This is a genomic window from Streptomyces sp. NPDC039480, from assembly GCF_055597165.1.
The window spans coordinates 749,508-761,649 of record NZ_JBVITX010000001.1 but is presented as its reverse complement, the minus strand read 5'-3'; the positions used below and the strand labels follow the sequence as shown (position 1 = coordinate 761,649).

Genomic DNA, 12,142 nt, shown 5'->3' with positions numbered 1-12,142 from the left:
AACAGCGTCTGTACGGACATGGCAAGTTCCCTTCGGCGCGTGACAGTTGACGCGTGCGTCGAGGAACCTGGCATACAGCCGTCGAGCGGCCTTCCGGTGGTCCCGCGCACAACAACCATTCAGTCAGTGGCGCGCACCGGGTACATCGCTCGATGGCGGGCTTCCCACCGGCTTGGGGTCACTCCAAGGAATGACCTCGCGGGGTACGTAGCCCCGTCGGCCCGGGTGCTCAGGACAGGGTGTTTCTGGCCAGCACCGCCGCCTGCGCTCTGCTCTGGCAGCCGGTCTTCGTGAGCACGCGGCTGACGTGCGTCTTGACCGTGTGCAGGCTGACGACGAGCCGGTCGGCGATCTCGGCGTTGCTCAGCCCGTCCCGGATCAGACGCAGCACGTCGACCTCCCGCCCGGTGAGGTCCCTCAGCCGGGACAGCTCCTGGTCGCTGGGCCGTCGTCGGCCGCTGAGATGGCCTTCGATGATCCGCTGGGTCACCGCAGGGCTCAGCGCGCTGTGCCCGGCCGCCGCGGCGCGGACGGCTCCGGTCAGCTCCTCGTACGAACTGTTCTTCAGCAGGAAGCCTGAGGCCCCGGCGGCCAGCGCGTCGTCGACGTATTCGTCGAGGTCGAACGTCGTCAGCATCAGTACCCGGCTGCGCCCCGGCCCGAGCAGTTCCCGGCGGCCCAGTTCGGCCAGTGCCCACAGGCCGTTGCGGCGCGGCATCCGGATGTCCATCAGCAGCACGTCCGGCCGCAGCCGCGCGCACGCCTCGACGGCTTGCTCACCGTCGTCCGCGGTGCCCGCCACGGTGATGTCCGCCTGGGTGTCCAGGATCGCGCTCAGCCCGGCGCGGATGATCGGCTCGTCGTCCACGACGAGGACGCTGATCTGCTCAGACACCCGCACGCTCCAACGGCATCGTGGCGACGACGCGAAAGCCACCGTCACTGGTCGAGCCCACGGTGAGATTGCCGCCCAGCGCGCCCACCCGTTCCTCCATGCTGACCAGACCGAGCCCGATGCCCGCGCCGGCCGCGCCGTGCCACGTCGCGCGGCCGTTCACGACCTCGCACCGCAGCTCTCCCGCGGAGCCGTCGACACTCACCCGGACCGGTGCTCCGGGCGCGTGACGACGAGCGTTGACCAGTGCTTCCTGCACGACGCGGTACCCCGCCACCTGCACAGGCCCCGGCACGGACTCCAACGCGCTGCCCATCGTCAGCTCGACCGTTCCTCCCGCGGCACGGTGACTCTCCAGCAAGGTCTCCAGCTCACCGAGGCCCGGTACGGGCTGGAGCGGGACCGCGTCCGCGGGATCGCGCAGCATCCGCAGCAGGTCACGCAGCTCACCGCTGCTCTGCCGGCCCGCCGCCGCCAGCCCGTCGACCTGGTCACGGGCCCAGCCGGGCAGTTCACCACCGCGGGCCCGCAGGGTCTCCGCGTGCACGACGAGCAGGGTCAGGGAGTGCGCGACCACATCGTGCATCTCGCCAGCGATCCGTGTCCGCTCGCGTTGTGTGGCCTGCGCCGCCTCCAAAACCTGTGCCCGGCGCGCGTCGGCCGCCCGCCGCTCCGCCGCGGCCAGCAGCGCCTGCCGGGTCCGCGCGGCGAATCCCATCGCCCACGCCAGCGGCATGGGGGCCAGCGCGGCGAGGACGTCCAGACCGCCCTGGAAGTCACCGGAGTCGGTCGTCAACCGGTTCAGCCACAGACCGGCCACGCTCAGCGCGATCACGCCCAGGACCGCCGACACGGTCCGCCTCCAGCCCGCGCAGCAGTTGCCCAGGTTGTAGAGCAGCACCGCCAGCGGCAGAAAGACTAGTGGCGACAGTTTGGCCCCTTCGCCCGCGCTCCCCACCAGCGCCGCCAGCAGGCCCCCGAACCCCACGACGAAGGTGGTGGCCGGCAGTCGCCGCCGCAACAGCAGGACCACCACGCCCACCGCCTCGTACACCATGAGCGACGCCCAAGCAGCCCCGGAGGTGTCCACGTACGGCTGCGACAGCAGCGGCGGCAGAAGCGTCAGCACGACCAACCCGGCATCGGCGCCCCAACCGGGCCACTTGCCGTCCATCACTCTCATCCCTCCGACATTACGACCTCACACTCCGGCCTTCATCACTCCAAAGAGCCACTCGCGCCCCGGTGCGGCACCACCGGTGCTCCATGCCCGTGGCGCAGGGCTGCGTGGCGCGGCTGAGGGCCTGGCTGGTGCCGGCCAGCGATCACGTCCCTCTTGCTCGGGGGTGAGAAGGTGGACGGCGAGAACGCGGATAGTTCTCTTCCGTACTCGCTCTCGGCGGCTCGACCCGTCTCACGAAGGATTGGAGGTGAGCGCCGGTCCGGCCGCGGTCAGCAGGTCTGCAACCTCGCCAGCGGTCGTCCGGACCGTCTCCTCGTCCACGGGGGCGGAGGGTTCGACTGCTGCCGCGACGCTACGTCCGAGCAGGTTCGCGCGATGTCTGTCGCGTTCACCGCCCACTTGCTCGAGGCCAGCATCGACGCCTCGATCGGCACCGTCGGTGACGCCCTGGACAACGCGCTCATGGAGTCCCCCGCCCGGCCTTCACAAGACGGAGCTGCTCAAGCCCCGCACGGTCTGGCACGGCCTGGCCGACGTCGAACTCGGCACCGCGGAATGGGTCGACTGGTTCAACAACCAGCGTCTTCACACAGCGACCGGGGACATCCCGCCTCACGAGCACGAGAGCAACTACTACGCTCAACAGCAGCCCCGACCGGCTGCTGGAGTCAACGCATAGAGCCTGCGCCGATCCCCGACGCGGTTCAGGTCTCACGGACGGCACCGCTGGGCTTCGGCCTTGGTACGAATCCTTCCCCTGCTGGTACCCCCAAAGTGGCCGGTGCCTGTGCCGTCGGAAGTGGTTCACGTTCCTCGGCCGACCTGGAGGGCCAACACCATGCGCAAGTCCGGCGTGCCCGGGGGCCTGAGACGTTGCAACCCACGCTGTCCCAGTGACCACCGCTGAACGAGGGCGACGGCATGCACTCGGCGTTCCAGCAGTTGAAGTCCCCGGCTGCTGCGGACGGCCGCGGCCGGCTCTGCGCGGCCCGGTCGCTTCGGCTTCACACGACTCCGCTGAGGTCCGGGGAGGGTCAGACCTTGGCGACGTAGGAGGAGATGTCGCCGAGGAGCGCGGCGAGCCGGGCGGGTGCGGACAGGAAGGGGCAGTGGCCGGTGTCGAGCCGTTCGACGCGCGTGGCCCGTAGCGACATCTTCGCCTGCAGCGCGGGCGGGAGGGCCTGGTCGCGTTCGCAGAGCACGTAGGTGGAGGGCACTGCCCGCCACGCGGCGCGAGTGATGTGCTCTCCGAAGGACCGCCGGCTCTGCTCGACGAGTTGACTCATGGCGTACTCGGCGCGGTGGCCGGGCATATCCCCGTACAGAGCTGAGCGGGGATCTTCGAAGACGACGGGAGCGATGCCGCTTAGCTCTTCGTCCTTGTCGATGGCGTGGCCGTGGACGCCGCCGACGGATTCGCCCTCGGCCGGCATGTAGGCCGCGAGGTAGACGAGGTGAGCGAGGCCCGGGAGGGTGACGGTCTGTGTGGCCGGGAAACCGCCGTAGGAGTGCGCGACGACGATCACGGGACCTTCCAGCTGCTCAAGGTGCGCGGCTATTTCCTCGGCGTCGTCGTACATACCGGCGCTTGGCGCGCGTCCCGCACTGGGCAGATCGACCGTGCGGGAGTGATGACCGTCGGCGGCGAGGGCGTCCTGGAGATCGGTCCAGCACTCCGAGCGGTGCCAGGCGCCATGGACGAGGAGGAAGGAGGGGCGTACTGCGGTCGTGGGCATGGCGGTGTTGCTCCTTGGTGGTGGGTGGTGGGTGGTGGGTCAGTGGTGGTTCGTCGGGGCTGTGGGCTCGGCGGCCCGTGCCCGCGCCGGGGCAACCGTGGTGGCCGCGGGGCTGTCCGGGCTGTCCTTGGGGGCCGGTGCAGCCGCCCGGCTAGGCGGTCGTACCAAGGCCAGGACGATCAGTCCACCGAGGGCTGCCGCAAGGGCCGAGAGCAGGAACACACTGTCGAGGCCGTCGGCGAATGCCTGGTGCACCAGGTGTTGTGCCTCCGCGCCGCGGGCGGCGGGCACCGCCTGTACCAGCTGCTGTGCCTGGCCCGCGGCGAGGGTGGCGGCAGCCTGGTCGGGGTCCGGAACCGCACCGGACGCGGTGAGTGCCTCGGCCGTCCGGCTGGTGAAGACCGCGCCGAGGACGGCGATGGCCAGGGTCATGCCCAGCTGGCGGAAGGTGTTGACGGCCCCGCCGGCCATCCCCGCCCGTTGCGGAGGTACGGCGGAGGTAGCGGCCGAGAGCAACACCGGGGTGGCCAGACCCACGCCGATCCCGGTGACCACGAAGCCCCCGGTCAGGGCGGCTGCCCCAGCGTCGGCCGTCATCTCCGCGCGTAGGAGGAGCATGCCCGCCGCGATGAAAAGGAGGCCCAAGCCGATGGGCAGACGCGGGACGAGCCGCTGGATGTGGCGGCCGGCCCCGGCGGCCACCAGGAACGACGCTCCCGCCAATGGGGTCAGGGCGAGGCCCGCTGCGACCGGGCTGAGGCCGAGTATGGATTGCAGCCACACGGAGACCAGCACCAGAGCGCCGAAGGCGCCGCCCTGGAGCAGCGGCGCGGCGCTCATCAGCCCCGCGAACGACGGGCTTCGCAGCAGTGCCAGATCGAGCATCGGGGTACCGCCGTGCCGTGCCGTACGGTGCTCGATCACCACGAACGCGGCCAGGGCCACGATGGTGAGGGCGAAGGACGCCAGGACCTCGGCCGAGGTCCAGGCCGCCTCGGGGCCACGGATGAGCCCGTAGGTGAGGGTGGTCGCCGCGACGGTGAAGGCCGTCGCGCCGGGGAGGTCAATGCGGGCCGGTGCGTCGGTACCGGACGGCCTGCCGGGCTGGTCGGCGCGTACCATCCGCAGCGACATGGCGATGGCGACGGCCGCGATGGGCAGGTTGACCCAGAAGATCGCCTGCCAGGTGAAGTGCTCGGTGAGCAGGCCGCCGAGCAGCGGACCCGCGGCTGCGGCGGCGCCGTTGGCGGCGCCCCATACGCCGAAGGCGGTCCCCCGGTCCCTGCCCTGGTAGGAGGAGATCAGCAGGGCAGGGGCCGTGGCGAACATGGCGGCGCCACCGGCGCCCTGCACCACGCGGGCGGCGATCAGTACGTTGGCATCGGGAGCGAGGCCGCACAGGAGGGAGGCCAGGCCGAAAAGTCCCAGGCCGTAAACGTAGAACCGCCGGTGCCCGAACCGGTCGGCCAGGGAACCGCAGGCCAGGAGCAGAGCGGCGAGGGCCAGGGCGTATCCGTCGATCACCCATTGCAATGAGGTGAAGGAGGCGCCGAGATCGTCGGCCATGCTGGGCAGGGCGACGTTCACGATGGTCACGTCCACCAGCAAGATGAAGGCGCCGAGGCAGACAGCCAGCAAGGGCCACCACTTGCGCATGTCGTTCTCCGTTCGGATCGTACGTGCTGTCCGGGACGACCGGTGAGCGCGTCGCCCTGGTGCCGTCCCTTCCATGGAGTGTGGAACGCTTTCGGACGATCCAATGAGTCAGAGATGCCCGACTGCGCAGATCCGACACAATGGAGGGCATGAAGACGTATCTCGACATACCTGATGATGCCGGTCGTGCGCTGTCGGACGAGGAGACGGCGCTCGCGCACGCCCTTCAGATCAACGGACGGGCCTCGTTCAAGGAGATCGCAGAGGTCCTGGGAGTGTCCGACCAGACCGCCGCGCGCCGCTGGTCACGGCTTCGCTCCGCAGGGAAGCTCCGGGTCCTGGGCCTGACCGATCCGCTGCGGCTCGGCGACTCCTCCTGGATCGTGCGTATCCGGTGCACGCCCGACGCGGCCGCCTCCATCGGGGAGGCGCTGGCACGACGCACGGACACCAACTGGGTCAGCCTCAGCTCCGGCGGCACCGAACTGGTCTGTGTGGTACGGACCCGGGGTCCGGGACTGCGGGAGCCGCTGCTTCTGCAGAAGCTGCCGCGCACACCGCAGGTGATGGACGTCTCGGCGCACAGCCTGCTACACGTCTTCTTCGGCAGGGACCTCAGCACGATCAACAAGAGTGGGCCGCTGACGCCCGCTCAGGCCGCGGCGCTCACGCCGCCGGCCGTACCGGAGCAGGCCATGGACGCGGCGCCGGTGAAGCTGGACGACTGCGACCGGCATCTGCTCGATCTGCTGGCCCGCGACGGCAGGGCGACGCCGGGGGAACTGGCTGCCGCGACGGGGCTTTCGCAGTCGACGGTGCGCCGACGGGTCACCGAGCTCAGAGCGGCCGGTGTCCTCTACTTCGACGTCGAGTACCACCTGGACGTTCTCCAGCAGAACTTCCGGGCGGCGCTGTGGCTGGAGATCGACCCGGCCCGTCTCGCCGAGGCGGGGAGAGCGCTGGCCGCCCATCCGGAGGTCCCTTTCGCCGCCGCCGTGACGGGCACGGCCAACCTGTACGCCAGCGTGGCTGTCACGAGCGCGCAGGAGTTCTACCGCTACCTGACCGGGTCGGTGGCCGCCCTGCCGGGTCTGCGTCATACGGCGACCGCGCCCGTCCACCGCACTCTGAAGGGCCCGGGCCCCTACCTCCCGGCCACAGCATGACTTTTCGCCCCCGCGCTCGGGGTGTTCACGAGTGGGGATGAGCTGCGACGCCGCCAACTGAGTTCCAAGATCTGTTCCCACCAACAGGAAGATCGTTCCCTCGTGAAGGCGGATCGATCGCCTCACCTACTGCGCGGACCTCGTGCGCGGCGTACCTCGGCCGGACCGCGTCCATCTGTATCTGTGTGACGCCGCAGACATCGCCGATCTGCCTGACCGGGAACGGCCCTACGACCTAGTGGTGGCCCGGGGAGTCATCACGCACCTCCCCCCCCGCAGGTGTACGAGGTGGCGACCGAGGCACTGGCCCGACGCATGGGGCCAGGGTCACTGCTCGTCGTCTCCGAGACCCTGTACAGCGAGGAGTTCCTGGCTCGTGAGCCGGGTATCCCCGCGGACGAGGACCATCTGGCGCTCACCGACGTCCTGCGGGACAGCGGATTCCGGATCCGGGACGACCGAGTGCTCCCCAGCCCGGAGGACGCCGCCCGGTGGGTGCTGGAGTTGAAGAGCAACATCGACGTCCACTTCCCCGAGAAGGCGAGCCCGCCCCTCGAGGCGATCCGGCGTATGGCCGCGGACCTCGCCGTCGCCCTGCTGCGGCAGGAGGCGTCGGTCCACAGCATCATCGCTGAAAGGGGCCCCGCGTAGAGCACTCGGTACCGGCGGCCCGCCGACCGGGTCGGCGGGCCGCCGCGAAGGGGCGAGATCGAGGAGGCGGGAGTGGGTCAGCCGCCAAGGACGTAGTCCCAGTACGTCGAGACACTCGACGCGAGCTGGCGAGCGAAGTCCACGATGCGTTCGGGTTCCTCGCCTTGCGCCAGGGCGTACGTCAGCACTGCGCGGGCGCCATCGGCGATCTCCGGCGGCGGTGGTCAAGCCCCCTCGACCAGGCAGCTTCAGGCGGCCAGCAAGCGAAGCGCGCGTCAGACGCAAAATCCCAGATCAGCGCACCCGACCCCGCGGTTTCAGCGGCACGTTCGGCAGTTCGGGGGCGGAGAGTGGGTCTCCGTCGTACCCCTTCACGACGCCGAAGCGGTCGCCTGTCATCCAGTCGTCGCGGGCCTGTGCGATGTCCTCGTGTGTGCGGCCGATGAAGTTCCACCACATCACGAGCTCCTCCTCGAACGGCTCGCCGCCCAGGAGCATCAGGGAGGCGTTCGATTCCGCGCGCAGGGGGAGTTCGGTGCGGCCGCAGCCCAGGTAGAGCATTGAGCCGGGGAGTACGGGGACGCCGTCGACCTGTGCCTCGCCGGACCCGGACATGGCGAGGACGGCGTACTCGAAGTCCGGGTTCAAGGGGAGGCGTACGTCCGTGCCGGCGGACAGGGTTAGGTCCGCGCCGACGATGGGGGTGTACGTCGTGCCGGGGGAGGTCGTTCCGTCCAGCGTTCCCAGGAGCAGAGTCGCCGTCAGCCCCGGTGCGGTGATCTGTGGCAGCTCCGCGTGGTGTTCGAAGCGTGGGGCCGTGTGCCGGTCGGTGTCGGGCAGGGCCACCCACAGTTGTGCGCCGTGCAGGAAGCGGGCGTGGGACCTGGGGCTCTCCTCTGAGTGGGAGATGGCCCGGCCGGAGGTCATGAGGCCCAGTTCGCGGGGGCGGATGGTCTGCAGGCTGCCGGTGGAGTCGCGGTGCAGCACTTCCCCGTCGTGCAGCCAGCTGACGGTCTGCAGGCCCATGTGCGGGTGCGGCGGCACCTGCATGCCGGGTTCGTCAGCGATGTCGTCGGGGCCGTAGTGATCGACGAAGCACCAGGCTCCGACCATGCGGCGGCCGAGATTCGGCAGCAGGCGACGGACCTCCGTGGACTCGCCGAGCTTGACCCGGCGGGGACTGAGGAGTTCCCGTACCGGTTCCGCGACGACGAACCCGCGCCCGCCGCACAAGGAAGGAACCGCCTCGCGATCAAGATTGCTCATGCCGCACAACCTAGCCCCGTGGGGCGCCGAACGGCAGCCGCTCGCCCCGGTGGGCACACGAAGGGAGCGTCGTGGAATATTCAACTAAGCCGGGTCGTTGCAGTCCCCGAAGGAGGCAGACAGTGGACATGATCTATTACGACCACGGGACCGCGGCGGAGCGGTGGGAGCGCGCGCGGCAGTTCTTCGACGCCAAGGAGTACGCGACGGCGGCGCGCATCCTCGACGCTCTGGCCGACGAGGTGCCCGAGCAGGTCGCCCCGCGTCTGCTGCTCGCCCGCGCCTACTACCACTCGGCCCAACTCGGGCGCGCCGAGGCGGAGTTGCGCAAGGTGCTCGACCTCGATCCGGTCGAGAGCTACGCCCGGCTCATGCTGGGCCGCACGCTGGAGCGGCAGAACCGTCCGGACGACGCGGCGCCCCATCTCCGCATGGCCGCCGCGCTGAACGGGGACTTCGCTCAGGTGTGAGTGGGTGCGAGTGGGTGTGAGTTACACGGTGTGCCGCACACCGTGTGACTCATAGCCACAGGGTCTCGGCCGCGGCCACCCCCGCACACGCCGCGCCGAGGCCCGCACCCACGCTCACCAGCACGTTCGCCACCGCGTGGCGCCGCGCGCCGCTCTCGGCGAGCCGCAGTGTCTCGTACGAGAACGTCGAGTACGTCGTCAGCGCCCCGCAGAGCCCCGTGCCGAGGAAGAGCTGGATGTGCGACGACGCGGCGCCCGCCGTGACGGCGCCGGTGAGCACTCCGAGGATCAGGCAGCCCATGATGTTGACGGTGAGGGTGCCCCAGGGGAAGGCGGTGCCGTGTCGGGCCTGCACGGCGCGGTCGGTCAGATAACGGAGCGGGGCGCCGATCATTCCGCCGGCGAGGACGAGCAGCCACGTCATGCCTGCCTCCTCCCCTGGACCGTGCGGCGCGTCGCCCACGTCGCGCCCCAGACCGCCGCGAGCGCCACGAGTGGCGTCAGGGCCAGGTAGAGCAGGGCCGTGCGGACGTGGTCGCCGCTCAGGAGCCGCTCGATGTCCACCGCGTACGTCGAGAACGTGGTGAAGCCGCCGAGGAGGCCCGGGCCGAAGAAGGGGCGCACCAAGGGGTGGACGGGGCGTGCCCGGGTGACCAGCACCATGAGGACGCCGATCGCGGCGCACCCCACGGCGTTCACCGCGAGGGTCGTCCAGGGAAATGCGCCGGGGGCCACCGGCCACCACAGCGACGCCGCGTACCGGGCCACCGCGCCGATGCCGCCGCCGACGGCGACCGCCGCGACGACCTGCCCTTCGTGCTGCGTCCGCGTCACCGCTCCTCCTACTCGCCGTCGCCCGTCCTCGGGCGCACTCGTGCGCAAGTAGGGACTGTTGGCGGCATCCTTCGCCGCGGTTCGGGTACGGCGAGCCCCACCGCCGCGCGGCGCCCCGGGAGTCCCTAGGAGCCCCTGGGAGTCCCTGGGAGTCCCTGGGAAAGATCACCGCTCGCTCCACATTAACCGGCCTGCACGGGCCCCGCGTCATCCCTCCCCCCTCCACCAATGGGGACGGTCACCGACGGGGGCAGGTCACAGCCGCGCCCCGTTCTCGCGGATCGCGCGCACCAGGCCGGTGACCAGATGTGCCCGCTCGGCCATCGCGTCGACCAGCACGTACTCGTGGTCGGCGTGCGCACCGCCGCCGACCGCGCCGAGACCGTCGAGCGTGAGCACGCCGAGCGCGGCCGTGAAGTTGCCGTCGCTGCCGCCGCCGACCGCCTCGCTCCCGATGCCGGGAAGCAGCCGCTCCGCCATCGCGAAGAGCCCGGCCGCCGCAGACTCGGGCATCGGGGGGCGGCCGACGGAACCCCGGACCGTGAGCTCCGCCCCCGCCAGATGCGGAGTCAGCGCGGCGAACGCGGTCTCGACGCGTTCCTTCTCCTCGGGCGACTCGACCCGGACGTCGACGACGACGGTCGCCTCCGCCGGAACCACGTTGTCCAAAGTCCCCGCGGACGCGACGGTCGGGGTGACGGTCGTGCCGATGTCCGGGCGGCCGAGCGCCGCAATGTCCAGGACCTGGTGTGCCGCTTCGACCAGGGCGTTGACGCCGGCTTCGGGCTCTAGGCCCGCGTGTGACGCGCGGCCCGCGACCACGACTTCGAACGTGCCGCAGCCCTTGCGGCCCGTCTTCAGCGCGCCGCCGTCAGCGGCGCCCTCGAACACCAGGACGGCACCGCAGGCGCGGGCCCGTTCCTCGATGAGGGCGCGGGAGGAGCGGGAGCCGACCTCTTCGTCGGCGGTCACCAGGATCTCGACGCCCGACCGGTCGTCGAGCGCCGCCAGGCCGTGCACGGCCTGCACCAGCCCGCCCAGCATGTCGAAGACGCCGGGACCGGTCGCGCGCCCGTCCTCGACCTTGAACGGGCGGCGTTCGAGGGTGCCGAGCGGGAACACCGTGTCGTGGTGGCCGAGGATCAGGACGCGGGGGTCGCCGCCGCCCGACCAGTGGACGTGCGGCCCGGCTTCGCTCGCGATGAGGGCGGCCCGCCCGCCGAGCCGGCTCTCGATCACCGCGGCGACGGTTTTCGCCGACTCCGTCAGGGCGTCGAGGTCGCGTGACGGCGACTCGACTTCGACGAGGGTCCTGAGGTCCTCGATCATCGCGTCGACACTCACGTCGCTCACGGTATGGACGTCACTTACGGGATGTACATCACTTACGGTACGTACGTCACTCACGTCGGCCGTCTCGCGCATCGTCACGCCGGAAGGATACGCGGGCCTGTCCGGAGCCCAAGGGCCCAGGGGCGTAGAGGCCTAGGCGCTCAGGGTCCGGTCCCGGCCCCGCCACCGCGGCGTCCGGCCGGCCCCGCCACCCGCGGCGGCCACGCCTCGGGGTCCAGGAGCCCGAGTACGTACGCCCTCGCCACCAGCGCCGTCCGGTTCGGGGCCCGCAGCCGGCGGCAGAGCCGGGTCAGGTGGTAGTTGACGCCGTCGACGCCGATTCCCACGGCGCGTGCCACGACCGATGTCGTGGCGCCGCCCGCGACCAGCCGCAGGATGCGGGCCTCCTGTGCGCTCAGCGCCGGGTGGGCGACCTCCTCCTTCGCGTCGGCGGCTCGGGCCGCCGTGTCGTTTCCCGGCGTCTCCGCTCGATCCTCCGCGACGCGCAGCGTCACCAGCAGGGGCGGTGTGTCCGCGAGCGGGTCGGTGACGGGTTCGACGGTGACCTGCCCGTGGCGGGCCGTTCCCCGTGCCGTCCAGCTCACTTCGACCGGGTAGCGGGACCTGCGGCCGGAGCGCATGGCCTCGTCGAGTTTGCGGAGCTGTTGTCGGTTGGTGGGGGTGAGCAGGTCGAGCAGGAGCTGGTTCGCCACCCGGCCCGGCTGGAGGCCGAGGGCCGTCGCAAAGGCGGGGTTGGCGACGGTGACGAGGCCGCCTGTGCTGGCGATGGCGGTCGGTGCGGGGGAACGGTCTAGCAGGGTGAGGAAGCGGCCGCGCCATATCGCCGCGTCCGCCTCCTCGGCCTCCCTCGGCTCGTTCACACCTCCAGCCCCCTTCACACCTCTGACCCGCTGCACACCCCACTCCTTCACACCCTCGGCCTCCTCCGCGCC

The 12,142-nt window shown here is 70.9% G+C and carries 13 protein-coding genes; 4 read left to right on the top strand and 9 right to left on the bottom strand.

Annotated elements, in window-relative coordinates; all coding sequences use genetic code 11:
* Positions 1–229: 229 nt before the first annotated feature.
* Entirely contained in the window at positions 230–901 is a 672-nt protein-coding gene (locus tag ACZ56E_RS02880) for a response regulator (protein ID WP_471210267.1), read from the bottom strand.
* Positions 888–2,069, bottom strand: coding sequence for a sensor histidine kinase (locus ACZ56E_RS02875; protein WP_471210264.1), 1,182 nt, complete (start codon positions 2,067–2,069; stop codon positions 888–890). Before ACZ56E_RS02875 ends, ACZ56E_RS02880 begins: the two co-directional genes overlap by 14 nt.
* On the opposite strand from ACZ56E_RS02875, the gene ACZ56E_RS02870 reads away from it, so the two are divergent.
* Positions 1,951–2,757: an integrase core domain-containing protein gene (locus ACZ56E_RS02870; protein ID WP_471210261.1), complete on the top strand. Its 807-nt coding sequence runs from the start codon at positions 1,951–1,953 to the stop codon at positions 2,755–2,757. The two genes, ACZ56E_RS02875 and ACZ56E_RS02870, sit on opposite strands and share 119 nt — an antisense overlap.
* Positions 2,758–3,112: 355 nt before the next feature.
* Here the strand turns inward: ACZ56E_RS02870 and ACZ56E_RS02865 are convergent, their stop codons facing one another.
* Together ACZ56E_RS02865 and ACZ56E_RS02860 are read right to left on the bottom strand one after the other, a co-directional pair.
* Complete coding sequence (locus tag ACZ56E_RS02865; protein WP_471210257.1) at positions 3,113–3,814, bottom strand: alpha/beta hydrolase; 702 nt, start codon at positions 3,812–3,814, stop codon at positions 3,113–3,115.
* 39 nt (positions 3,815–3,853) lie between these two features.
* Positions 3,854–5,470: an MFS transporter gene (locus ACZ56E_RS02860; protein ID WP_471210255.1), complete on the bottom strand. Its 1,617-nt coding sequence runs from the start codon at positions 5,468–5,470 to the stop codon at positions 3,854–3,856.
* Positions 5,471–5,619: 149 nt separating this feature from the next.
* Between ACZ56E_RS02860 and ACZ56E_RS02855 the strand changes: the two genes are divergently transcribed.
* A complete protein-coding gene (locus tag ACZ56E_RS02855) occupies positions 5,620–6,636 on the top strand; it encodes an Lrp/AsnC family transcriptional regulator (RefSeq protein ID WP_471210252.1) in 1,017 nt (338 codons plus the stop codon).
* 288 nt (positions 6,637–6,924) lie between these two features.
* Positions 6,925–7,287, top strand: coding sequence for a hypothetical protein (locus ACZ56E_RS02850; protein WP_471210249.1), 363 nt, complete (start codon positions 6,925–6,927; stop codon positions 7,285–7,287).
* Between the two features lie 294 nt (positions 7,288–7,581).
* Here the strand turns inward: ACZ56E_RS02850 and ACZ56E_RS02845 are convergent, their stop codons facing one another.
* Positions 7,582–8,553 carry a pirin family protein gene (locus ACZ56E_RS02845; RefSeq protein ID WP_471210246.1) on the bottom strand — a complete coding sequence of 324 codons (972 nt, stop codon included), beginning with the start codon at positions 8,551–8,553 and terminating at the stop codon, positions 7,582–7,584.
* A gap of 128 nt (positions 8,554–8,681) precedes the next feature.
* Between ACZ56E_RS02845 and ACZ56E_RS02840 the strand changes: the two genes are divergently transcribed.
* Complete coding sequence (locus ACZ56E_RS02840; RefSeq protein ID WP_471211512.1) at positions 8,682–9,023, top strand: tetratricopeptide repeat protein; 342 nt, start codon at positions 8,682–8,684, stop codon at positions 9,021–9,023.
* Positions 9,024–9,072: 49 nt separating this feature from the next.
* On the opposite strand, the gene crcB (ACZ56E_RS02835) is transcribed toward ACZ56E_RS02840, so the two are convergent.
* The 4 genes from crcB (ACZ56E_RS02835) to ACZ56E_RS02820 form a co-directional block, all read right to left on the bottom strand.
* A complete protein-coding gene (crcB, locus tag ACZ56E_RS02835) occupies positions 9,073–9,447 on the bottom strand; it encodes a fluoride efflux transporter CrcB (RefSeq protein ID WP_471210243.1) in 375 nt (124 codons plus the stop codon).
* A complete protein-coding gene (gene crcB / locus ACZ56E_RS02830; RefSeq protein ID WP_471210241.1) occupies positions 9,444–9,857 on the bottom strand; it encodes a fluoride efflux transporter CrcB in 414 nt (137 codons plus the stop codon). Before crcB (ACZ56E_RS02830) ends, crcB (ACZ56E_RS02835) begins: the two co-directional genes overlap by 4 nt.
* Before the next feature lie 255 nt (positions 9,858–10,112).
* Entirely contained in the window at positions 10,113–11,186 is a 1,074-nt protein-coding gene (locus ACZ56E_RS02825; protein WP_471211509.1) for a M20 family metallopeptidase, read from the bottom strand.
* 164 nt (positions 11,187–11,350) lie between these two features.
* Complete coding sequence (locus ACZ56E_RS02820; RefSeq protein WP_471210238.1) at positions 11,351–12,070, bottom strand: PAS domain-containing protein; 720 nt, start codon at positions 12,068–12,070, stop codon at positions 11,351–11,353.
* Between the last annotated feature and the right edge of the window lie 72 nt (positions 12,071–12,142).

Excerpts from the sequence above, each read along its gene's own strand:
- ACZ56E_RS02840 (WP_471211512.1), top strand. The coding sequence starts at position 8,682 with ATGATCTATTACGACCACGGGACCGCGGCGGAGCGGTGGGAGCGCGCG.
- ACZ56E_RS02860 (WP_471210255.1), bottom strand. The coding sequence starts at position 5,470 with ATGCGCAAGTGGTGGCCCTTGCTGGCTGTCTGCCTCGGCGCCTTCATC.
- ACZ56E_RS02825 (WP_471211509.1), bottom strand. The coding sequence starts at position 11,186 with ATGATCGAGGACCTCAGGACCCTCGTCGAAGTCGAGTCGCCGTCACGC.
- ACZ56E_RS02845 (WP_471210246.1), bottom strand. The coding sequence starts at position 8,553 with ATGAGCAATCTTGATCGCGAGGCGGTTCCTTCCTTGTGCGGCGGGCGC.
- crcB (WP_471210243.1), bottom strand. The coding sequence starts at position 9,447 with ATGACGTGGCTGCTCGTCCTCGCCGGCGGAATGATCGGCGCCCCGCTC.
- ACZ56E_RS02870 (WP_471210261.1), top strand. The coding sequence starts at position 1,951 with ATGAGCGACGCCCAAGCAGCCCCGGAGGTGTCCACGTACGGCTGCGAC.
- ACZ56E_RS02855 (WP_471210252.1), top strand. The coding sequence starts at position 5,620 with ATGAAGACGTATCTCGACATACCTGATGATGCCGGTCGTGCGCTGTCG.
- ACZ56E_RS02875 (WP_471210264.1), bottom strand. The coding sequence starts at position 2,069 with ATGGACGGCAAGTGGCCCGGTTGGGGCGCCGATGCCGGGTTGGTCGTG.
- ACZ56E_RS02865 (WP_471210257.1), bottom strand. The coding sequence starts at position 3,814 with ATGCCCACGACCGCAGTACGCCCCTCCTTCCTCCTCGTCCATGGCGCC.